25 protein-coding genes are annotated in these 20,020 nt (G+C 59.6%); 5 read left to right on the plus strand and 20 right to left on the minus strand.

The genetic code is table 11. From position 1 onward, the window contains the following. A partial coding sequence (locus BMZ35_RS10970) for an acetyl-coenzyme A synthetase N-terminal domain-containing protein (protein WP_165610057.1) occupies positions 1-442 on the minus strand: 442 nt, incomplete at its 3' end. Positions 443-978: 536 nt separating this feature from the next. On the opposite strand from BMZ35_RS10970, the gene BMZ35_RS10975 reads away from it, so the two are divergent. Continuing rightward, positions 979-1,845 (plus strand): hypothetical protein, encoded by an 867-nt coding sequence (locus BMZ35_RS10975; protein WP_165610058.1) that lies wholly within the window; start codon positions 979-981, stop codon positions 1,843-1,845. 411 nt (positions 1,846-2,256) lie between these two features. Here BMZ35_RS10975 and BMZ35_RS10980 read toward each other — a convergent pair whose 3' ends face one another. The 19 genes from BMZ35_RS10980 to BMZ35_RS11070 all read right to left on the minus strand — a co-directional run bounded on the left by BMZ35_RS10980 (position 2,257) and on the right by BMZ35_RS11070 (position 16,045). Further along, complete coding sequence (locus BMZ35_RS10980) at positions 2,257-2,736, minus strand: hypothetical protein (protein WP_093093907.1); 480 nt, start codon at positions 2,734-2,736, stop codon at positions 2,257-2,259. 340 nt (positions 2,737-3,076) lie between these two features. Further along, on the minus strand, positions 3,077-3,388 hold the full coding sequence (locus BMZ35_RS10985) for a hypothetical protein (RefSeq protein ID WP_131814363.1): 312 nt from the start codon (positions 3,386-3,388) through the stop codon (positions 3,077-3,079). 31 nt (positions 3,389-3,419) lie between these two features. Beyond that, a complete protein-coding gene (locus BMZ35_RS21105) occupies positions 3,420-5,027 on the minus strand; it encodes a phage tail tape measure protein (RefSeq protein WP_093093909.1) in 1,608 nt (535 codons plus the stop codon). Then, on the minus strand, positions 5,020-5,916 hold the full coding sequence (locus BMZ35_RS10995) for a hypothetical protein (protein WP_093093910.1): 897 nt from the start codon (positions 5,914-5,916) through the stop codon (positions 5,020-5,022). The genes BMZ35_RS21105 and BMZ35_RS10995 overlap by 8 nt, the downstream gene beginning before the upstream one ends. Continuing rightward, positions 5,913-6,152 (minus strand): hypothetical protein, encoded by a 240-nt coding sequence (locus tag BMZ35_RS11000; protein WP_093093911.1) that lies wholly within the window; start codon positions 6,150-6,152, stop codon positions 5,913-5,915. The genes BMZ35_RS10995 and BMZ35_RS11000 overlap by 4 nt, the downstream gene beginning before the upstream one ends. After that, positions 6,130-6,309, minus strand: a complete 180-nt coding sequence (locus BMZ35_RS11005; RefSeq protein WP_093093912.1) for a hypothetical protein — start codon at positions 6,307-6,309, stop codon at positions 6,130-6,132. The genes BMZ35_RS11000 and BMZ35_RS11005 overlap by 23 nt, the downstream gene beginning before the upstream one ends. Further along, positions 6,306-6,584, minus strand: a complete 279-nt coding sequence (locus BMZ35_RS11010; protein ID WP_093093913.1) for a hypothetical protein — start codon at positions 6,582-6,584, stop codon at positions 6,306-6,308. The genes BMZ35_RS11005 and BMZ35_RS11010 overlap by 4 nt, the downstream gene beginning before the upstream one ends. Continuing rightward, complete coding sequence (locus tag BMZ35_RS11015; protein ID WP_093093914.1) at positions 6,585-7,904, minus strand: phage major capsid protein; 1,320 nt, start codon at positions 7,902-7,904, stop codon at positions 6,585-6,587. A 3-nt stretch (positions 7,905-7,907) separates the two neighbouring features. Beyond that, entirely contained in the window at positions 7,908-8,120 is a 213-nt protein-coding gene (locus BMZ35_RS11020) for a hypothetical protein (RefSeq protein WP_093093915.1), read from the minus strand. Then, positions 8,110-8,358 (minus strand): hypothetical protein, encoded by a 249-nt coding sequence (locus tag BMZ35_RS11025; RefSeq protein WP_093093916.1) that lies wholly within the window; start codon positions 8,356-8,358, stop codon positions 8,110-8,112. Before BMZ35_RS11025 ends, BMZ35_RS11020 begins: the two co-directional genes overlap by 11 nt. Then, on the minus strand, positions 8,355-8,903 hold the full coding sequence (locus tag BMZ35_RS11030) for a hypothetical protein (RefSeq protein ID WP_093093917.1): 549 nt from the start codon (positions 8,901-8,903) through the stop codon (positions 8,355-8,357). The genes BMZ35_RS11025 and BMZ35_RS11030 overlap by 4 nt, the downstream gene beginning before the upstream one ends. Positions 8,904-9,039: 136 nt before the next feature. Beyond that, positions 9,040-9,225, minus strand: coding sequence for a hypothetical protein (locus BMZ35_RS11035; protein WP_093093918.1), 186 nt, complete (start codon positions 9,223-9,225; stop codon positions 9,040-9,042). Then, a complete protein-coding gene (locus tag BMZ35_RS11040) occupies positions 9,212-9,430 on the minus strand; it encodes a hypothetical protein (protein ID WP_093093919.1) in 219 nt (72 codons plus the stop codon). Before BMZ35_RS11040 ends, BMZ35_RS11035 begins: the two co-directional genes overlap by 14 nt. A gap of 847 nt (positions 9,431-10,277) precedes the next feature. Beyond that, positions 10,278-13,007, minus strand: a complete 2,730-nt coding sequence (locus tag BMZ35_RS11045; RefSeq protein WP_093093920.1) for a DUF3987 domain-containing protein — start codon at positions 13,005-13,007, stop codon at positions 10,278-10,280. A 120-nt stretch (positions 13,008-13,127) separates the two neighbouring features. Continuing rightward, a complete protein-coding gene (locus tag BMZ35_RS11050) occupies positions 13,128-13,718 on the minus strand; it encodes a nucleoside 2-deoxyribosyltransferase (RefSeq protein WP_093093921.1) in 591 nt (196 codons plus the stop codon). Beyond that, the gene (locus BMZ35_RS20905) at positions 13,715-14,167 is read right to left on the minus strand and encodes a hypothetical protein (RefSeq protein ID WP_093093922.1); all 453 of its coding nucleotides are present in this window, start codon (positions 14,165-14,167) and stop codon (positions 13,715-13,717) included. Before BMZ35_RS20905 ends, BMZ35_RS11050 begins: the two co-directional genes overlap by 4 nt. Next, positions 14,164-14,517 (minus strand): hypothetical protein, encoded by a 354-nt coding sequence (locus BMZ35_RS11060; protein ID WP_093093923.1) that lies wholly within the window; start codon positions 14,515-14,517, stop codon positions 14,164-14,166. Before BMZ35_RS11060 ends, BMZ35_RS20905 begins: the two co-directional genes overlap by 4 nt. Positions 14,518-14,594: 77 nt before the next feature. Further along, a complete protein-coding gene (locus tag BMZ35_RS11065; RefSeq protein WP_093093924.1) occupies positions 14,595-15,017 on the minus strand; it encodes a hypothetical protein in 423 nt (140 codons plus the stop codon). Then, a complete protein-coding gene (locus BMZ35_RS11070) occupies positions 15,014-16,045 on the minus strand; it encodes a tyrosine-type recombinase/integrase (protein ID WP_165610059.1) in 1,032 nt (343 codons plus the stop codon). The genes BMZ35_RS11065 and BMZ35_RS11070 overlap by 4 nt, the downstream gene beginning before the upstream one ends. Before the next feature lie 138 nt (positions 16,046-16,183). Here BMZ35_RS11070 and dusA point away from each other — a divergent pair, with 138 nt between their 5' ends. The 4 genes from dusA to BMZ35_RS11090 all read left to right on the plus strand — a co-directional run bounded on the left by dusA (position 16,184) and on the right by BMZ35_RS11090 (position 19,983). Then, entirely contained in the window at positions 16,184-17,191 is a 1,008-nt protein-coding gene (gene dusA, locus BMZ35_RS11075; protein WP_278247143.1) for a tRNA dihydrouridine(20/20a) synthase DusA, read from the plus strand. A gap of 82 nt (positions 17,192-17,273) precedes the next feature. Further along, positions 17,274-18,101, plus strand: a complete 828-nt coding sequence (locus BMZ35_RS11080; protein ID WP_093093926.1) for a sulfite exporter TauE/SafE family protein — start codon at positions 17,274-17,276, stop codon at positions 18,099-18,101. Between the two features lie 23 nt (positions 18,102-18,124). Beyond that, positions 18,125-18,883 (plus strand): phytanoyl-CoA dioxygenase family protein, encoded by a 759-nt coding sequence (locus BMZ35_RS11085; RefSeq protein ID WP_242654769.1) that lies wholly within the window; start codon positions 18,125-18,127, stop codon positions 18,881-18,883. A gap of 149 nt (positions 18,884-19,032) precedes the next feature. After that, the gene (locus BMZ35_RS11090) at positions 19,033-19,983 is read left to right on the plus strand and encodes a calcium-binding protein (RefSeq protein WP_093093928.1); all 951 of its coding nucleotides are present in this window, start codon (positions 19,033-19,035) and stop codon (positions 19,981-19,983) included. Positions 19,984-20,020: the final 37 nt, after the last annotated feature.

Genomic DNA, 20,020 nt, shown 5'->3' on the forward strand with positions numbered 1-20,020 from the left:
GGATCATCGGCAGGTAAATGACGACGCGGTCGCCCTTGCGCACGCCCAGTTCCTCGAGAATGTTGGCAAAACGGCAGACGCGGGTGTGCAGCTGTTTATAGGTGATGTGCTGCGCCGCCTCGTTGGGATCGTCGGGCTCAAAGATGATCGCGGTCTGATCGGCGCGGGTCTCCAGATGCCGGTCGATGCAGTTGGCGCTGACGTTCAGCGTGCCGTCCTCGAACCACTTGATGTCGATCTCACCGGGCGCGAAGGACGTGCTCTTGACCTTGGTGAACGGCTTGATCCAGTCGATCCGCTTGCCATGCTCGGCCCAGAACGCCTCCGGATCGGCAATCGACGCGGCATACATCGCATCATAAGTCGCCCCATCCGCATGCGCGTGCGCAACAAGTGCAGATGACGGCGGGTAGGTGCGGTTTTCGGTGGATTCAGACGACATAGAGGCTCCTCCCTCGGTACAAGAATGCGGATCTGGAAAAAGAGCCCTGGCAGGTGGCAGAGCATTATCCAGTTGCCAGAGGATCATATTGCAGACTGAAAATAAGGGAATAAGCTACGGAAACATAACAAAGTTTTTGTAAAGTATTTTCCATTCATTGCTGTAGGTTTGTAAAATCTCTTAGTTTCACAGAAAATTTACTGTATTTGCAATGGTTTGGTGGCGCGCTTTGCGGGGATGGATCGGCGTGGCAGTTTACCGGGCGGAAGCTGTTAGCGCTTATACCCACTACTGGGGAGGTGTGACAAATCGCGTCACGGTCTTGTCGCGGCAGGATTCGAAACGATGAAACGCCGCCCGACTTTGTCCCCGAGCGCCCCCGAGTTGCCCCAATCTTATCGCGATTCTACCCAAAGATGACCCGATTGCCTGACTAGGGTTCGAAAAGCTCCAAATCCATCGGGGCGATTGTGACTAGAAGATTGAGGCGAACGTGTAGGGTTTCGTCTGTCCCGGAGGGCAGCGCTTTGGAGCTGATGCAGGACAAGGCAGGAGTGCGGGTCAAACCGCAGGGCGCGCAGTGGCACGCGGTCGTGCGGTCGCGTCTGGCGGGCCGGCTCGAAGGCATCGCGCGGATCGTTTCCGGGCGCAAATCTGGCGCGGCGCTTGAATTCGACCTGATCCGCTATGGCAGCACTGCGATGTCTCTGGAAGTGCGCGCGGGCGGGCGTCGCGCCTATCTCAAACTGTTTGATCCGGCCCATACCGACTATGCCTACCAACGGGAAAAGGCCGCACTTTGCGCCCTGCGGGAAAGTGGGCTGGTGCCGCGCATTCTCGCCTACGCGGACAAGCCGCGGTTTCTTCTGTGCGAATGGTCCGGCGCGGCGGCAGAGGCCGAAGGCAACGCGTCCCTCAGTCCGACCCAGTTCGCAGAGAAGCTGGGGGTCTGGCTGGCGGAGCTGGACAGCGTCGTGCCGAGCGAAGATGCCTGTGGCAATTGGTATACCTACCTGCAGCAATTCAGCGGTGTGTTTGATATGGAACGCATCCGCATTGCGCGGGACATGCTGTCCGAGATCCCGCTTTGCGGGCGGGCCATGTCGCGCAACGATACCGCGCTGACAAGTTTCCTGAACAGCGCGGAAGGTCATCTGATGGGCTGTGATTTCGAGCGGGCGCAGATGCGGCCGCGCGGCTGGGACTACGTGTTGGGATATATCGGGCTGATCGAACAGTTTCCCGAGAACACGGGGGCCGTGCTCGAAGCATATTCGGCGGGCTTCTCACGGGCGCACAAGGGGGCCCTGATCGTCGAGGAGCTGAATGTGGTGTCCCGTATTCTCTATACTGCGCGCGCCATGGCCGACGGGCGCGCGGCGCAACTGATCTCGTGGCAGTAACCCTGTCGCCACGGTGACGGATCAATCAAACAGATTGCGTAAGGTGCACGTCAACTGATCGCACGGAGCGGCAGTGTCGGAGTTGTCAATTGCTTGAACAATGCGAAGGACCCGTGCAATAGCCCCTTTCCCGGATCGCTGTTTGCGCTTGCCGGATGTGTTACACCGTAGAGCGCGCGATTCGAATTTCCCCGGAAGCAACGTGAAATCCGGAGAGGCGTGCGGCACGGAATCCCGGTTCATGAGAGTTTGGCCACTTGAAACACAGCGTAGAAAAGGCAGCCCGGTTGAGCGTGGCACCCATGATGGATTGTGTCGACACATGGGCGCAATACGGCGCAATTACATACGCTTAGGCGAATCGGTCAGGCTTGCGTTTGCAGATTTGTTTGCAGTCACAGCGGGTGTCGGTCATTTCTTGGCGCTCCGATGCGCCGCGACACGGCATTTGGTGCTGCAATACTTCTGACGTGCATGGGTGCCGGGTTCCAGCGTCTCGCCACAGTGTTTACAGACGCGCGACCCACGCGCCATGTCTTCTGCCACACGGTCCGCTTGGCGCTTCTCACGGCGCATACGGGCGTTCTCGCCCCGCTGTTCGACCACGCGGGCCGCGAGTTCGCAGACCCGATCCATGTCGCCCTGTTCAAGCGCGACGTACATGTGACCCGTCAAATCACCGATTGCGACTTTGGCGGTATCCAGCGAAGAACGCGCACCCGACCGCATGATGCGGTCAAACAGGTCTTGGGCCGTTTCGCCGCGTTCGTTCTGTTCGTGAGGCTCGTACCGTGGTTCGTTCGTCCACGCATATTTGTGGATGTGATACCAACCCCGACGGCTGGCTTCGACTTCAGCCTTGGCAAAGGCGATTGCTTCCCCTTGGTTCATTGTCATTCCTGTAACGCAAAGTGTCATGTCGCAATTTAGTAGATGACATTTTGCGTTACATACAAGCGTGACGTGGCGTAACGCAAAGTGTCGTCGGAGAAATTCACTCACGACATTTTGCGTTTCCGGGTCCGGGATCAAGTCGCCTTCCTGCGGCTCTGGTAGCCAGCTTCCACGGCCCGATTGACGGGTCTTTTTTGGCGGTTTCCAATCCGCCAGAATCCACACCACCATTTTCCTCAGTATTTTCAACGGGTTGGTCAGAGTGCGTAGAATCCGGCATTTGCAGGATTCCACGCACCTTCCAGTCTGACACACCCACCGACCCGGCAATGGTGCGTTACGAGTTGAGGCGGCGCATGGCTTTGGTGTCTGGGTCCGTCTGCTTGTTGCTATTAGCAACGACCGTATGTTGATTGCCCGCTGCATTCAGGGAGAGCGCGCCATCACGGACCTGACTGGCAAGGTTGAGGCGGCGCATGGCTTTGGTGTCTTTGTCGTCAGATGAGGAAGGGGTATTACCCCCTCCGCTGTGCTGGTTACTGCCATTGTTTTCACGGTCTTTTTTGGCGGTTTCCAATCCGCCAGAATCCACACCACCATTTTCCTCAGTGTTTTCAACGGGTTGGTCAGAGTGTCCCATTTCCTGCATTTGCAGGATTCGGGACACCGACCCGGCAATGTCAGGTCGCCTTCCTGCGCACCGGGTAGCCCGCTTCCAGCGCGCGGGCAAAGGTTCCCTGTCCGCTGGCCATGGACTTGCTGAAATCGTTGCGCACGGCTTCCAGCGCCTGTCCGATGATCACGTGGCGTTCACCCTCGCGATCCTCAACCTGCACCTGCGCGCCCGTGTAATTGTGGATCACAACCGGGCTGGCACCGACACCAAGGTTCCCCGATCCGTCCCTTTGCAAAGGCACAATGGCCTCTGGACCCGCTTCACCCATCAGCCCCGCACCGCCCGACATGGGGAAGAGTGTCGGTCCGTTGACGATCCCGCCTTTGCCGAACCGCTGGATGCCAGCAAGACCTTGAATGATGGATTGCATGGTGTTGGTCGGGTTGCCGGGGATGCCGCCAAAGGCCGACATGAGCGAATTCACGATGATCGCGCGCACCATGATCTTGGCCAGATCGTTGAGGACCGAGCGCGCGAAGTCTTTGAACGCCAACTCGCCCGTCACCAGACCGTCCACAAAATCATCCAGCGCGCTGCTTGCCACACCGCCAAGGGCCACATCCAGCGACTCGCCAAACTGGTCGGCCTGTCGTTCTGCTTCGATCAGCTTGTCGATGACCTTTTCCACATCGGAGACCAAATTGTCGGCACCAGTGGCACCGCCACCGCCTGTACTGGTATCCGTCTGACGAGCGGCCCGACGACGACCCTCAAGGATGCGTTCCCACGCAAGTTCCCCAGCGGTCGGTGGCAAGTCCCCAGCCGCCCATGGCGGGACGTCACCGGACACAATGCCCGAACGGGTCGCGGCGGTGTAGTAGCCTGCACCAAGCGACAATTCATCGGCCAGCCGTCCAGCTTCGTCTGCCGCGCCACGCAGCCAGTCGTACCAGTTCGCGATCTGGTTGCTGATCGCCTCAACAAACGGCACGGCGCGCTCATGGGCCGCAGTCTGCGCGTTGAGGGCAATGACGGCCTCTTCCGCCGCCTTGACACGATCCTGCGCTGTCTTCAGGCGCAGGTCTTCCAGTGCCTGCCCGCGCGCGCCACCGACGCCTGTTGTAAGGCGCTCTTCGACTTTCCGCAGTTCCTCCAAAGCTTTCGTGTAGTTGTCGAGCGCCGCTTGTTGTTCAGGCGTGATCGACCACTGGATGCGCTGGGTCGCGCGCTCCAAATCGCGCGTCGCTTGGCGGGTCTCTTCCAGCGTCTTCTTGAAGGCGTTCAAACCCTCATCGGTTTTGAGGATTTGCGTCCCGAAAGCGGCCAACACACCCGTGGCAACCGTGAAGGCGATCCCCCAAGGTCCGCTCAACAGATACGACATCTGATTCAACTGCTGAGACGCACTCACCAGAACATTTTGATTATTGCCGATCTGAACGAGGAAATCGCCCATCTGGACGCCAGCTTGTTGAGCAAAGCGACCGTTGGATTTTAATGCACGATTTGTGTTTGTCGTGGCGCGGGTGAATTTCTTCGCCTCTACTTCGGCCCGGTCAAATTGGGCTGTGAAATTCGCGATCTGTCGGTTCGTATCGCGGATGGTCCGCTTCACCTGATCGGCATCAATGTCCAGAACAACCTGATGATAAGATGCGGTACGTTCATTCATTGCGGATGGCCTCCCGATTTCGGGCGATTGCCCTGAGTGTCAGATTGTCGGCGCGTTTGCCCTTCAGGCGCTGTCGTTTGCGGCGACGGATGTATTGGCGAATATTGCGACGTCGCGCGCCGAGTCGGGCTTTACCGCCCGGTTCTGCGGCTCTTGTGCGGAACGATCCGATAACGCCGAATTCCATCACCGGGACCATCACCGCCGCGCCGGATGTTTTGCGGCGCGGGCCGCGAACATACTTGTGTCGCAGGGCAATCTCGGAATCCCAGCCCTGCGCGATCATGGTCGAAATCGTCAACGACATCAGCCCGCCCGTGGCACCCGTCACGCGCTCCAGCTTGCCCGAGTAGGGTGCAGCGGCGGCGATGGTAATCCGCGTCGGCTTCGGTTCAATCGTGTCGAGCGCGCCGATGTCGACCTGTTTGCCGTCGGCAAAAACAACGAGCATGTCACCATAAGCACCTTGGCTGTCGAGCCACGGGTATTGTTCGTACCGACCGAGCAGGAAATCCCATGCTTCTTTTGCGGCCTCTGCAACCCGCTCCAGCGGCGGTGCTTCAAGGTAAACGATCCGCCCACCAAATTTGACGAGATTGGCATTCCATCCGCTGCGCTGGATTTTCGTGTCGATCACCATCGCGGTATCTGGTTCCACAGGATCGAAATCGCCTTGCGCCTGATACTTTGCGAGATATTCCGCCGCCAGATCAATGTGGGTCTTGCGAGTCGCGGTCACGATACTCTCACCGATCTGCCTGTAGAGTTCATTGCGCGCGGCGACCCGGTTGAGGTTGATCTTGCCATATTTGTTCTTGCGCGCGCCCTTGAAGGACACGGGCCGCACGCCCTTGCGGTAAGCGTTGTCAGGGACGGTCGGAAGTCTCATTGCAGGACGCGCTCCCCAAAGCTGAGAATGCGATGCAGAAGTTCTTCTCCATCGCCCATCTGGACGCCTTCGATGTGATGTGCCAGCGCCACCGGATCAGGGAAGGGATCGGACCGCACGAGACGCCACACATCACGGCATAGGGCCGTCACGTGACGCGCGAATGCTTCGTCATCCTCAGCGGCCCAAGCGAGCCGCAGGGCTATGCCGATTTCATCCTGCAGCACGATCCGCATCAATCAGTTGGAGAATGGTGAGCCTGCGCTCGTTCAGGTCACGCATGGTCTCGCTGACGTCAGCGCCGGGGGTCTTCTGCATCGCCGCGCCGTCGAGTAGCGCCTGTCTGATCAGGTCGAGTATCAACGAGTTGACGGTTTCCAGATCGGGATTCATGTCAGTGCCCCCTTCAACAATTGAGCCAGCGCCTTCGGTCCGTTGGTCTCGGCGTAGACCTTTGCCGCGCCGATGTATTGCCCAGCATCGGCAGGGGTGGCTTTGCGGCCTTCAGGCGCGACCCAGACCGTCGCCTGCGCAGGCAGGTTCAGGTCAACGAGATACGCGCCGATGGCGGCGTTCAGAGCGCCGGGGTGGGTCAGTGTGGCGCGGTGTGCGCCGTTGATGCTGATGCGGGCCGTGATGGCGTCGTCATGGTCGATTGAGACGATCATTTACCAATCCACCGATGTGAGCGTGGCCACGGTATCAGGACGCCCGAAACCCCACGATGCAGGTTGCACGAACCGGAGCGCGACTTCCCATGTTTGGAAGAGTGACCGGACTGGGGTGCCGCCGCTGTCGTTCGCGGGATCGTCCGACATCACCAACATCGCTTGGTTCGACATGTCGATTTCGGGAATGTCGATCCCCATAAACAACGAGTCCGCATCCATCGCGATGACCTGATCAGCGGGCGCGTTGTCGGCAATGACCAGCGGGACACCTGCAAGGGTGCCACGTTCCAGTTCGGCCTGATAGGGACGGGTGCCTGTGCCGGGGGCCGTGGTCAGTGACAGGGACGCCACGCGGAGCGGGTTGATGATGAACACGGGGCGACGGGCGCGGATGCCGATGAGGTGCCCGAGTAGCCATTTGAGGTCTACTTGGACGCTATCAACATCATTGCCCGCACTCACCTGCGATGTGGCTCCGTTCAGGATACCAGCGGGGCGGACGCCTGCGACGGGGGTGTTGGCGTCGAGGAAAAATCCATCCAGCGCTCGGGCACTGTCGTCAATGATACCTTGCTGAACAACGTCCACGATCTGCGGACGCGATACGCGCCGAATTTCTTCCGACAAGGTGGCGATGACGCCCAACGAATAACGGTTGAGCGTGACCGATCCGAACATGCCCGCCTTGACCGGGATTTCCGTCCCTTCCTCTTTCCACGCGGCGGGAAGGGTGTCCCGAAGACGCCGGGGATACGACATCGCGTTATGACCACGGAAATTCATTTCCCGCGCGCCAGCCCCGAGAAGCTGGGGGATAACCGCGCTCGGTGCGCGGTCCACAAAGTCCGGTCCCAGTCCGGTCCAGGTCAGTTCCTGCGCCCATCCTGCGACGTTGGTATAGGCCGGATCAGTTGCGGCTTTCTGCGCGTAACGACGCACCAGTCGCCATTCGTCCCCCGGTCGAACCTGCTTGATAAAGTCAGCGGGGTCGGTGCCATCCAGACGCCGGACAATCTCAGCAGAGACCGCCAGAGCGATGGTTCCCAGCGCCGTGGGAGCCTTCACCGAAGGCTTGGCCTGCGCGGGTGCCTTCAGCGTGGCATCCAGCTTGACCGGGCGATCCAACATGCGCCGCACGGTCGCCAATTCGGCCTCAACGGCAGGCAAGCGCGCCGCCGCCGCTTCCGCGTTTTTCAGTTCCTCATGGGCAAGGTCCAGCGCGCGTTCGGCGCGCATTCGGTCGCGCTCTGTTGCAACCTTCTGTCGCAAAATCGGGTTTTCGATTTCGCCGATCACGGCGGTGGAATCTTTGGGCATTGTTCAGTCTCCTGTGATCACGGCGCGCAGGGCGCTCCGAATGCGGTTTTGTCCGGTGATGGACTTTTCTTCGGCCACCTCGCGCCATACGCGCCGGGTAAAGGATGCGGCTTCTCGCTTGGCATCCACGACCGAACATCCGGCGGCGAGAAGCTTGGCTTTTGCCAGTGTGTAATCGGCGCGGATCGCGGCGCGGAGTTTGTGATCATTTCGCATTGCGGGCCATCCTTTCCAGATCATCCAGTGTGAATTCATCGGCGTGTTTTTCGAGCGCGGCCTCGGCATCGGCCTGCGCGTGTTCCAGCGTCTTCTCCAAGGTTGCAACGCGGTCGCGCAGCGGTTTCACGTGTTTGACGATCAGTTCGCCCATGGCGCGGGCGATGACCTGCATCTGCGCTTGGGTCAGAACTGGTTCGGCCTCTTTCCGGCGATATGGATTTCGGAACTCACTCATGTGCGGGCCTTTCTGGATGCGTTCGCTGCGGCGTTATATTTTCGGCGCAGGTCTTTGATGTCGGGATGTTTGGTATCGAAACCAGCACCGGGCAGAGCGCCCAGCAATTCGCCATGGAGCCGGGTCGCGTCCAGATCGGCCTCGGCATCCACAAGGCGCTTCTCGGCGCGATCTGCGGCGTCTCGGGCGTGCTTGGCGGCGCGTTCCAGCTTTTCGATCAGAACGGGATTTGCGCAACCCAACGCCAGACACCGCTTTGCCGCCCCGATGACGGGCGACGGGTGGAAAGCGCCGGGTTGCTTGAAGCACAGGATATGGACTGCGCGTTCAAATTCTTCGGCTCGTTTGAGGGTATCTTCGACGGCCTGCTCTGCTTCCCTCAGACGGTCGGTGAATATGGATGTCAGCTTGCGCCGGGTCTCGGTCGCTCCGTCGCGGCCTGCTTGTTCGGCCCTGCTTGCCGCTGCGAGTTCTCGGCGGATGTAGCCTGTGGATTTAACGAGGCGTCGAGCCAATGTCGGCGCGGTGCGGACGGTCAGTGTCATATTTCTCGGTCCCATGGTTCGGGTGTTCGACGAGACCGAGCGGATCAGCAAAGCGTCTTCGCACCCGGCCCGTCGCGGTCAGGGTGCACGATGTAGGTGATTCGCACAAGATGTTGGGTTTTGGTCGTACCTAAACCTATATATTGTGTTTCACGAGGTCCAAGATGACATCCGGGTCGATACCCAGCATGGCGGCGACCGCTGGGCCGGATGTTTTCAGCCAATGGATTGCGGCGGCATCTCCGCGCCGTGCGGCCTTTATTTGCGCTTCGAGCGCTGCGGACCAGAGACGGGCGCAGGCCGTTGCATCAATGTGATTCATAAGCTGCCTTCCATCGGTCAAAAATGTCCTTGCTGGATCGCGCCGTGGTGAAGGCGATGGTGGTTTCCAGACACGTGATCTGATGTGTGTAGAAATCCAGCCGCTCGTATTTGGTCGGAGCGCCGACATGGCGCGCGATCATCCGCCGGGCGTGTTGGATCGCCGCTGCGGCGCGTTCTTCTGCGATGAGTCGATCTAGTTCCATTTCGTTCCGATATAGGGCGGGCTGTGCGCGTCGGGGCGCGCGTAGACCGAGTATAATCAAACCTTCCAGTGACGGGAAGGTTGGTCATTTTGCCCGTTCGTTTTTGAGATTCACTCCCCCGTGCGGTTCCGCACCCCTTAAGTCCAGATACGACCCACCGCCCCCCTACGAGCCGATCCCGGTCTGGTGTCGGGGTGGTGCTTGGCTGGTGTCGGGGAGCCATCGGATCGGAGCGGTCCGCCGTCGGGACGATAGCGGATCGCGCTATAGCCAGTGTTGATCAGGGGTTGGGGATAGCGGATCGCGCTATACCTTCTTGGGGCCTCTGTTGGATCGCGCTATATCCCGGAATGCTCACCTATACACAACAGATGATCTGGAACAGTTGGACGCCAAGCCACGCAACCAACCACGAGTCTTCCTGTCATCACTGTCCAACAAATCCGCCAAAGTTTCGCAGAGATGTCCAATCGCCACGTAATCGGCTCTTGTTGGTCTTGGTTTTCCTCTGCCGACGTAATCGGATGGGTATGGCGACAAGATGAAAGGGGGCAACGAGTAAACGCCAACGTCCTTCAGATTGGCGATAGCTGATTCACACTCGCGGCGAAACGCATGGTTCTTTGGCAGACGACCATTGCTCCATTCCAATATCTGAGCAAGCGCAGAAGCCACGTAATCGCGTTCATTCATCGTTTTTTCCTCTGTAGACATTTGAGCCTTGCGCGCGCGATTGGCCCATGTTGGGGGGCTGTTTTGTAGACATTTGAGCCTTGCATACGGGGAGAGATTTTTTTCACCTTATTATTATTATAAAGGTGAATTTGTTTCTCGCGCGCGCTAAGGCTCAAATGTCTACACCCTTGATCTTGGCAATAACTGCGTTTCTGCGTTCACGTTCGGCAACAGCCTGCTCAGTGAACTTTGTGTGCACGCGCGGGTTCACTGTCCAATGACGTGGCAGGAAAGATTCATCGTTGGGCGTCACCCATCCAGCATCCTCAAGGAACCTGAACACACGGCGCTTCCCTGCATCGTCCAGCTTCCTGAACGCACGATAGTGTTGATGGATCACACGCGGCCCGATGACGGTCTGTTCGGGATGTGCAAGGATATACCCAGCAATCCAGCGCACATGTTCCCCGTCACCACCGTCGCCCAAGATGTCGTCATAGAGCGCGAACACGTTGGGCAGGAAAAAGTCCATGTGCAGGTCCGCAACGATTTGCGCCGTCTCGGCCCCTACCAGATAGTCAACGGCTTGCAGGCCGTGACAGGCGCAATGAATTGCGTGCAGCACCAACGCCCAGCGATACAACCCACCTTCCCACTTGTTCAGATGCGCCGTTACGGTCTCGGACAAGTTGCCGCTACTGGTCAGGGTGAAAACCTCACCCCAGCATTTTTCCAAGATGGCGGTTGCCTCGTCCGACAACTGAACGTCACGCCCCCGGCGTTGCCCACTCAGTCGCGCAACAATATCCTGATAACCCCGCATCACCGTCGGGTCCGTCGCCGCGTTCGTGGCCTTGGCGGCGCGGTTGGCGATGATGGGATAGAACCGCTGCAACAGCCCGTCATGCGGTAAGTTCTTCATGGCTTCCTTCAGGGCGGCGGGTTGAATGCCGCCAATGATGGATGCGCTCCAATTGTCCACGATCACGTCACCACGCCCGACGCGATGCACGGGATATTCTCCACCATTGTAAAGTTGAAGGTAAGCGGCGCGGTTCATGGCACCTTCTCCTCGCCCTTCCACACTCGCCATCCATCCCGACAATTCGTCACGCACCACGGTCACGCCACGCGGGTTCCATTGCAGGATGTCGCTGAGTTTTGCCACGGTGACGTCACTCACGAACAAGGTGTGGGTTTCAGGGTGCGTCGGTGGTAGGCCCTCGGGCATCGCGTCCGACTTGCCGTCGGTGTATTTCTTCACCGCAGTGTTCCAGCGTTTCAGGTCCGTCTCGTATTGGGCGATGCGGGCGCTATCCGTTCTCGTATTGTCGCTATTGATGCGGCGCGCAGGCTTCAAAGCCATGTTGATGGCGGGCGTCTTCTTGATTGACGGATCACCGATAAGAGCCATCCAAAGGCGGGGATGTTCTTCCCATCCACGATGGACATAGGGTTTGATGACAATTCTGTGGTCCAGAGCCGCAGCAGCGCCCGCCACACAGGCCCCGAACATAATTTCGCGGGGTACACCCATCGCAGGGGCCTCATGAGCCAGCAGGGGCCGCAGAACGGGCAGTACGCAGTGTTCAGGCAACTTGGTCCCCACAAGCGGCTGCATGACGTCCACAGGCTCTGTTTCTGGCACCGTTACGACGGCGTGCATGTCGGGCGCATCGGCCCATGCATCCTGCGGCATCATCACACCCGGCGGCATCTTTGCTGCTTCCCGCGCGAACGTATCGACCCCGAGCGAATAGCGCATGGGCTTGTCGCCACTCGTGTGTGCGAATGAGGCGATGTAGGGTTCCGGGGAGTCGGCGTAAATCTTCGCCGTTGTCGAACTACCGTAATCAGGCTCCATCGGATCGCGACAGGCAACCCCGTGCCAAGCGGTGGGATTGGCGTTGATCTGCGCGACCGTCACGGGGTCTTTGCGGTGCGGGTAGATCGTTAGACCCTCGGGCAATGTGTTGCCCGTCATCATGACCTCTACGGCCCGCAACGCGGCGTCCTCGGTCATTCCATTGTCCACCAGTTCCGCGACACGGGCCGCGCGGTACTCTTTGACCACCCGGTCGCATTCGGGCTTCAGGCGTTGCGCTATGGCACGTGTTGCCGCGTCAAAGGCGACTTCCTCGTCACGGGTCAGAGCGGGGAGTATGGTGCGCGTGTCGATCACCTCGGTCAGACCGGGGATCAGTTCCACCATCTTGTGTTGCGTCATGCCGGGGGCAAGGACCGCGCGCATGTAGATCGGCTGACTGGGGGTCTCCAATTTCATGTCGACCGCAGAGCGCACCAGACACTGACCCTTTGCGCTCACACGGGACATATCCAGCCCAGCGACCAGAGCGCGCTTGTGAAGCACGTCCAGAGTGCGGGGGATGTCGGTTGCGTCCGACACATGGAAATAGACGTGTGTGCCGCCCAGTCCTTTCCTCTGCGCCCCGTCCGGCCCGTAGACATTCGACGACGTGCTGGACACGGCCAGACAGGTGTAATGGGCAAGCACGGGCAAAGCGGCCCTCAGACGGGCCACGGTGTCCGCTAGGGTGTCACCGAGCGCGCCGTCGATGTCGATCACCAGAAGCCCCGCCTGTGGCCTGTGTGTCAGGTTCTTGTTGTTGCGGGATATGAGGGGAAAGCCCTCGGATGTGGTCTCACCGGGCTTGGTTTCACGACCGACCGCGACGGCTTGTGGATGCACTGACACACCGGATGTCAGGAATGTGTTGGCCGTGGTGCCTGTTTCGATGAAGGTCTTCAGATCGACCAGAGTGGGCAGGTGCAGCGTCTCGTAATTGGCGGCAACAAATCCACCAATCGTTTCGCTTGTGCCGTCGGCATAGAAGTGTTTTCCGGCGCGGGCTTCGGTTTGTTCAAACTTTCCGATAATCATGGTGGTCGGACTCCGACTTGCTGGTGTCCACCCGTCGGCGTAGAATGCCCGGTATTACAGACGTGGTTGGATGTAATTTTCTGTGACCTGACCGGGCGGGGTGGCTCGGTCAGGTCTTTTTTATGCGGGTCTCGGTACTGAACCCGGTGGCATCTGAGGAATTGTTTTGTTCCTCATAGTCATGATCTGTTGAAAACCTTCGACCGCGTTGCGCGCATGAACAACAGCACGGGCTGTTCGGAAGGTCATCCACGCTTCACCCAAGTCGACGTATTTGTTCACAGCGATAAAAATCGGCTTCCCACGGGCAAACGCATACCCGATTTCCAAATGCGTCCCGTGGGCTTCCAGATAGTCACCATCTGCCCAAACGAAGACCCAATCGGCTTGGTCGATCCAATACAAACAACGGGTAAACACTTCATGTGGGTGAATCCCATCACCACACATCTGAGATAGGGCGTGTTTGCTGTCTGGGTGTGTGTGGGCGCAACGATGATCACAAGACGCGAAATGCGGCCCAGTCATGTAGACATCCCGATACCCGCAAGCCGTTTTGCTCAATTTCAACAAACGGTCTGGTTCATTGCGGAACTGATTTGGTTCCCAATACTCCACACCCGTGCGTTGGTATCCATATGTCCCGTGGATCAGACCCAAACGCCAGTCGACGTCGCTGATGCGTCCGGCGAGATAGACTTTTTCCATCATTCCACACCCCCGATCACGGTCAGCGCGGCCTGCAACGCTTCGAAGAATTCGCCACGTTCTAGGCGTCGCCAGATCACCACAAGATTGCGAAACATAGCAGTGGTCAGGGAAGAACCGCGCCATTCTTCCAGCAACTTCACTTCTGCCACGGGTCCATTCGGCAGGCGTGTCACCTTATCACCAGTGTATTGCACCGGGATAATGGTCTCGTACTTGCGCGCCTTGGTCCGGTTGATGACGGCCCGCGCGTGAAGCGTGGCCCGCTCGGTCTGATCTTCGCGCAAAAGGCCCGCGATCACCGCGATGTCCCAAAGATACGCGGATGTGAGAGTCAGACCGTTTCGAGCCTCAAAGAGACCCGATACGCGTCTCGCTTCGGCAAGGATGTGTTCCGACAATCCATGCTTCATGGTGACGGGGGCATAGAGCCAGCCATCGTGTTCAATCATACCGCACCCCCATCCCGGTGGCGCTTGATCCAATCGTGGACGTCTTGGCGATCATAGAAGATTTCGCGGACAACGCGGATCGGGGTCGGGCCTGTGCCTTTGACGCGCATCCGGGCAAGCGTGTCGTGGCTCTTGTCGAGCAACGCGGCCAGATCGTCGTCATCGTAAAGGCCAAGATCACGCTTCAGCCGACACCGGGTTTCCGTCGCGGTCTCGGACGGGAAGGGGACGCCCTGCAAAAGCAGGTCCGCGCGGGTGTGGACGTCGAGTTCGCGCCACGCGACGTGTGTCCCGTCGTCGTAATTGGGCAGGTCCGCGCCTGCCTCGGTCATGTATTTCGGTTCTGACATTCGAGTCACCTTTTCAGTTGGTGACTCCCCTCATAAGCACGGATTTTGCCCGAGTCGCTGCGCTAGCGGCGCTAGTGTCAGACTTTCTTCATCCAGCGAATTACGGTCCGTTTGTCGGGTAAATCGCCATGTTCTTCGGACAACCTCGCCAGTACCAGATCAGCAACAGCCGACTCGCTCAGATTGGACCGTCGCGCCATGATCCGGGCGGCGATGTCCAAAGCCTCACCCCGGACCGCATCCCACTTGCCGCGCCTCACACTGCCCGCAGCGGCACGAGATTGAGCCACACGGGCGATGTCGCGGCGAATGTAGCGCATTGCCAATGCCGCCATGTCGTCACCCTCAGAGGCCAGATTCCCGGCCTGTACGGCGTCCCAGTAGGCGGACACGTCGGCAAACCCAAGCTGGTGAGCGTGTTCAGCTATGAGGCGGTCCACGGTCTCCTGATCGGGGGGATCGACCAACCACGACACCGGACCCCAGACCACGGGAGTCATCGGTGAAGGCTTTCGGGCTTGATCTGTGTGTATCTGCGCAATTGCGCCCAGTCCTGATGACCTGAGACGAGCGAGACCTGTTCGATCTGGTATCCGGCTTCAAAGAGGCGCGAAACACCGTCATGCCTCAGATCGTGGAACCGCAGATCATCAATCCCACAAGACGCCACGCCACGGGTGAAGGTGGTCGATACCGTTCGCGGATCGTGCGGGAATATCTCCGGCGCTTCCCGACGCTGCGCCAGTACCAATTCCAGCGGATCGACCGTCTCGCCGTCGATCACAACAGGACCGAGTAGCAGGGGAACATTCTGATCGTTGCCGATCTTGGCGCGGGGGTGCTTTCGATCCCGTATCCAGATCATGCGGCCTTCCACATCCAGATCATCCCATTTGATCCGGGTAATCTCGGACAGGCGCATGGCGGTCGCGATTGCGAACCGGGTCAAATCCCACATCGGCACGACGCGGCGGCGTTGTGCCCAGTGATTGCGCAAGGCGACGAGTTCGCCGTCGCTGGGGCGTCGGTCGCGCTCTTTGGGGCGTCCTACCGCGCCGGATGCGTTCAGGATCGCGCGGGCCTTGGTGTAGGCTCCAAGCGCCGTGTCGGTGTCCACATCCAGCACCGCGCCGCCCATTTTCAAGATCGTGTGGATGTAGGTCAGGTCTTGACCAATCGTGGCGGGGCCAGCGCCTTCGGCCCGACGCATCTTCGCGAATTCCCGGATGCGGGCCGATGTCAGATCGGGCAGGGGAGTCCGGCCAATCAATTCCGAGATGTGGCGGATCGTTCCGAGTTTGGATCGGCTGGCCTGATCGCCAAATTCATCAAGGTAGGCTTCGATGACATCGTTCAGGCGCAGGTCTGCAATCGCGGCTGTGACCGTGCCTGTGGTGTCCTGATGGGCTTCCTCTTGCCGCGCCCATCGTTCGGCGTCTCGTTTGTGCGAGAAGGTCCGGGATCGGCGCTTGCCGTCCAAGTTCACTTGCGCAGTCCATTTGTCCCGTGATCTATATATCGAAGCCATGTAGAGAGTCCTTTGTTTGCAGAGTGGTTTGCAATCCATACTCTCGTTTGCATGGCGTTTGCAACGGTTTGCACAATCAGACCACATTTGCACTACATCGACTGCAATCGAAACCACATCGGACGGGATCGTAAAGCCTTGGTAGAGAACGAAAAACCCAATGTTTTAAGGGCGGCGCGTCTGTCCATTGCGCCCATGATGGACTGGACCGATCGCCATTGCCGGTATCTGCATCGGCTGATGTCAGGCGAGACGTTGCTCTATACTGAGATGGTGACGGCGCCGGCGCTGGTGCGGGGCGGGGCGGTGCATCTTCTGGACTACAACCCCGAGGAACACCCGGTCGCGCTTCAGCTTGGCGGGAGCGACCCGGAAGAGTTGGCCGCGGCCAGCCGTCTGGGGGCTGCAGCGGGGTATGACGAGATCAACCTCAACGTGGGCTGCCCGTCGGACAGGGTGCAATCGGGCACGTTTGGGGCGGTTCTGATGAAGACGCCGGATCTTGTGGCCGATTGCGTGGCGGCGATGGCCGAGGCCAGCCCGGTCGAGGTGACGGTGAAATGCCGGATCGGCGTCGATGATCAGGAACCGCGCGACGTGCTGCCTGCTTTCCTTGAAAAAATCCGCGCCGCGGGCGTGACGCGGATCACGATCCACGCGCGCAAGGCATGGCTCAAGGGATTGAGCCCCAAGGAAAACCGGGACATCCCGCCGCTGGATTATGCGCTGGTGCATGAGATGAAGACCGCTTTCGCGGACATGCATATCTCGATCAACGGCGGCATTGCGACACTGGAGGAAGCCGAGCAGCATCTCGCGGCGGGGCTGGACGGGGTGATGATCGGGCGGGCAGCTTATCACAACCCGTCCGATATCCTGCTTGGGGCGGATCGCCGGATTTATGGCGTTGACCGGGAGACCGACGCCGAGACCGTGGCGCACTCCATGCTGCCTTATATCGAGCGCCACCTGAGCGCCGGGGGCAAGCTCAATCAGGTCACACGGCACATGATGGGGCTTTTCGCAGGACGGCCGGGGGCGCGGGCATGGCGGCGCACACTTTCGGAACGCGCGACGCGTCCCGGCGCGGGGCCGGAACTGGTCGAAGAGGCGCTTGGTCATGTAAGTGGGGCGGCTGCGGCCTGAGTTCTTGCTCGCTCACTGCGCTTGCGGGAGCGGGCGAAATCAGCTTTACATCGCGCATGCGAACAGACCCGGAGACCCCTACATGACCGCTGATGCCAGCCTGTTGATACAGATGTTTGTCCTGTTGCTTGCCATTGGCGGACTGGCCGGCGTGCTGGCCGGGCTGTTGGGGGTGGGGGGCGGCATTGTTCTGGTGCCGGCGTTTTTCTATGCCTTCCAGGCGCTGGGATATGGCGGGCCGCAGCTGATGCAGATCTGCCTTGCGACCTCGCTGGCGACGATCATCGTGACATCCGTGCGGTCCGTGATGAGCCACAACAAAAAGGGCGCGGTAGATTGGGAGATCCTGCGCGGCTGGGCACCGGGGATTGCCGTGGGGGCCATTATCGGTGTGCTTGTTGCGGCCAACTTGCGCTCGGTGACTTTGCAATTCGTGTTTGGTTGCCTTGGCATCGTGATCGGCGCCTATCTGGGATTCGGGCGCAGCGAATGGCGGCTGGGACAGGCGATGCCCAAGGGCCTCTTGCAGCGGGTCCTCAGCACGGTCATGGGGTTCATGTCGGTGCTGATGGGGATTGGTGGGGGCAGTTTTGGCGTGCCGGTGATGACCCTGTTCAATACGCCGATCCATCGGGCGGTGGCGACCGCGGCGGGGTTTGGCGTGCTGATCGCGGTGCCCTCGGTGATCGGCTTCCTGTTTCTTGAAATCGACGCCGCGCACCGACCGCCGCTGACCATTGGGGCGGTCAATCTCGTGGCCTTTGCCATTATCGTGTCCATGACCCTTTTGACCGCGCCCATTGGCGTCAAGATCGCCCACGCCATGGACCCCAAACCACTGCGCCGGGTATTTGCGCTGTTCCTGACGCTGGTGGCGTTGAACATGCTGCGCAAAGCGCTGGGTTGGTGACGGGGTTTTCCCAAAAAGGTTGGATGAAGATCCCGTTTGATGCGGGGGTATTGGGCTGGGCTGGGATCGCGCGGAAGGCCGGAGACGTCGCCATGCGCGACCCGGCGCTTTCCCATTGGTGGGTGTGTGAGAAGACATGGTTTGTCGGCGTGGATGCCCTGCCCAATGACGGGCGCGGGGCCTTGCTCGGCGGCGTGCCGCTCGGGGGCGCCCCGCAAAGCGCCATCGAGGCGCTATACGGGGCTTTGCCGCGCCTTCACAAGGCACAGCTTTCGGTGGTGAGGCCGGGATATCCCAAGCCGCGCGAAGGGGAGAGCGCGGCGGCGTTCCGCTATCGTGAAAATCGTGATGCTGCGCATGTGGACGGGATCAAGGCCCTTGGCCCGGATCGGCGCCGTCGCGTTGACGAGCGCCACGCATGGATCCTCGGGTTGCCGCTGACGGAAAACACCCCCGAGGAAGCGCCGCTCGTGGTGTGGGAGGGCAGCCACGAGATCATGCGCGCGGCGTTGCAGGCCGCGCTGCTGCCCTATCCGGAAACGGATTGGCAAAAGGTCGACATCACCGATGTTTACCAGACCACGCGTCGCAGGATTTTTGAATCCTGTCCACGCGTTCCGGTCTGCGCGAAACCCGGAGAAGCCTATCTGCTGCATCGTCTCTGCCTGCACGGTGTTGCCCCGTGGTCCGCAGAATCAGCGCCCGAAAACGCGCTCAGAATGGTTGCCTATTTCCGTCCGAATGTGGCGGTGAGCGTTACGGAGTGGCTTGCCCAACCGTGATTTGAGAGCCTTTTGTCTCGCCTGGGGAAACAGGTTTTGCCTGTGGCGGGGAACTGTCCCTGATGGCGAAACGGATTTCTCAATTTCCTCAGAATGGGGCAAGAATGTGTTAACATTTTGGCGTCTGCTTTTGTTTGAGGATTGGCGCCATGTTGACGGCTTTGATGATACTTGGGGGGATTGCCATTGCATATGCCGTTGTCGATTGGATCGACGACGATGATGACAATGACAATCACGGCGACCCTCAGGGAGAAATGGTTATAGGTGGCTCGGCGGACGATCTTCTCAACGGGACGGACAATGCCGACACGATCAACGGTGAAGGCGGAGATGATACCCTGAATGGCGGCGCCGGGGATGACTCGATCGACGGCGGGGCCGGGGACGACAGCATCGAGGGTGGCACCGGGGACGATGCGATTATCTCTGGCGATGGCGCGGACATCGTGCGCGCCGGAAATGGCGACGATTTTGTCAACGGTCAGGCGGGCAATGATGTCCTGCGTGGTGGAGACGGGCACGACGAATTACGCGGCGGCACCGGTGATGATGACATTGAAGGGGGTGCCAACGAGGACAGCCTGCGCGGCGGCAACGGTGATGACACGCTTCTGGGCCAGCAGGGCGACGATACGATCGAAGGCGGCACGGGTGAGGATGTCATCAAGGGCGGGCATGGCAATGACGTGCTTTATGGCATCGAAGACGGGACCGACGATGACATGTGGGGTCCAACCGACGAACCTGATGCGGATACGCTCAAGGGCGGGGATGGCGATGACATGCTTTATCTTGGAACCGGCGATCAGGCCGAGGGCGGTGAAGGCGAAGACACCTTCGTGATCGGCCCCTGGGTTGCCGAGTTCACCAGCCCGTGGATTAGCGATTACAACGGCGCGGAGGATCAGTTGATGGTGCTGGCCCCGGTCGGGGATGGCGGCGAAGTGTCGGTGGCGGAAGATCCCGACAATGCCGGTGTGGCGCTGGTGCTCTATGCCGACAAGATTATTGCAAGGGTCGAAGGCGGTTTTCCTGACCTGAGCGCGGAAGACATCGAAGTCGTGGAGAGCGAGTCTGTCATGGCGGTGGGATCATGATCGACTTTGCCATTTTCCTGACCCTTCTTTACGCCAT

The sequence above is a fragment of the Shimia aestuarii genome (genome assembly GCF_900114635.1).
GTDB lineage: Bacteria > Pseudomonadota > Alphaproteobacteria > Rhodobacterales > Rhodobacteraceae > Shimia > Shimia aestuarii.

What these genes read in the sequence shown, in the direction of transcription:
- BMZ35_RS10975 (WP_165610058.1), top strand. Translation starts at nt 979, where the DNA reads ATGCAGGACAAGGCAGGAGTGCGGGTCAAACCGCAGGGCGCGCAGTGG.
- BMZ35_RS10980 (WP_093093907.1), bottom strand. Translation starts at nt 2,736, where the DNA reads ATGAACCAAGGGGAAGCAATCGCCTTTGCCAAGGCTGAAGTCGAAGCC.
- BMZ35_RS10985 (WP_131814363.1), bottom strand. Translation starts at nt 3,388, where the DNA reads ATGCAGGAAATGGGACACTCTGACCAACCCGTTGAAAACACTGAGGAA.
- BMZ35_RS21105 (WP_093093909.1), bottom strand. Translation starts at nt 5,027, where the DNA reads ATGAATGAACGTACCGCATCTTATCATCAGGTTGTTCTGGACATTGAT.
- BMZ35_RS10995 (WP_093093910.1), bottom strand. Translation starts at nt 5,916, where the DNA reads ATGAGACTTCCGACCGTCCCTGACAACGCTTACCGCAAGGGCGTGCGG.
- BMZ35_RS11000 (WP_093093911.1), bottom strand. Translation starts at nt 6,152, where the DNA reads ATGCGGATCGTGCTGCAGGATGAAATCGGCATAGCCCTGCGGCTCGCT.
- BMZ35_RS11005 (WP_093093912.1), bottom strand. Translation starts at nt 6,309, where the DNA reads ATGAATCCCGATCTGGAAACCGTCAACTCGTTGATACTCGACCTGATC.
- BMZ35_RS11010 (WP_093093913.1), bottom strand. Translation starts at nt 6,584, where the DNA reads ATGATCGTCTCAATCGACCATGACGACGCCATCACGGCCCGCATCAGC.
- BMZ35_RS11015 (WP_093093914.1), bottom strand. Translation starts at nt 7,904, where the DNA reads ATGCCCAAAGATTCCACCGCCGTGATCGGCGAAATCGAAAACCCGATT.
- BMZ35_RS11020 (WP_093093915.1), bottom strand. Translation starts at nt 8,120, where the DNA reads ATGCGAAATGATCACAAACTCCGCGCCGCGATCCGCGCCGATTACACA.
- BMZ35_RS11025 (WP_093093916.1), bottom strand. Translation starts at nt 8,358, where the DNA reads ATGAGTGAGTTCCGAAATCCATATCGCCGGAAAGAGGCCGAACCAGTT.
- BMZ35_RS11030 (WP_093093917.1), bottom strand. Translation starts at nt 8,903, where the DNA reads ATGACACTGACCGTCCGCACCGCGCCGACATTGGCTCGACGCCTCGTT.
- BMZ35_RS11035 (WP_093093918.1), bottom strand. Translation starts at nt 9,225, where the DNA reads ATGAATCACATTGATGCAACGGCCTGCGCCCGTCTCTGGTCCGCAGCG.
- BMZ35_RS11040 (WP_093093919.1), bottom strand. Translation starts at nt 9,430, where the DNA reads ATGGAACTAGATCGACTCATCGCAGAAGAACGCGCCGCAGCGGCGATC.
- BMZ35_RS11045 (WP_093093920.1), bottom strand. Translation starts at nt 13,007, where the DNA reads ATGATTATCGGAAAGTTTGAACAAACCGAAGCCCGCGCCGGAAAACAC.
- BMZ35_RS11050 (WP_093093921.1), bottom strand. Translation starts at nt 13,718, where the DNA reads ATGATGGAAAAAGTCTATCTCGCCGGACGCATCAGCGACGTCGACTGG.
- BMZ35_RS20905 (WP_093093922.1), bottom strand. Translation starts at nt 14,167, where the DNA reads ATGATTGAACACGATGGCTGGCTCTATGCCCCCGTCACCATGAAGCAT.
- BMZ35_RS11060 (WP_093093923.1), bottom strand. Translation starts at nt 14,517, where the DNA reads ATGTCAGAACCGAAATACATGACCGAGGCAGGCGCGGACCTGCCCAAT.
- BMZ35_RS11065 (WP_093093924.1), bottom strand. Translation starts at nt 15,017, where the DNA reads ATGACTCCCGTGGTCTGGGGTCCGGTGTCGTGGTTGGTCGATCCCCCC.
- BMZ35_RS11070 (WP_165610059.1), bottom strand. Translation starts at nt 16,045, where the DNA reads ATGGCTTCGATATATAGATCACGGGACAAATGGACTGCGCAAGTGAAC.
- BMZ35_RS11080 (WP_093093926.1), top strand. Translation starts at nt 17,274, where the DNA reads ATGACCGCTGATGCCAGCCTGTTGATACAGATGTTTGTCCTGTTGCTT.
- BMZ35_RS11085 (WP_242654769.1), top strand. Translation starts at nt 18,125, where the DNA reads ATGAAGATCCCGTTTGATGCGGGGGTATTGGGCTGGGCTGGGATCGCG.
- BMZ35_RS11090 (WP_093093928.1), top strand. Translation starts at nt 19,033, where the DNA reads ATGTTGACGGCTTTGATGATACTTGGGGGGATTGCCATTGCATATGCC.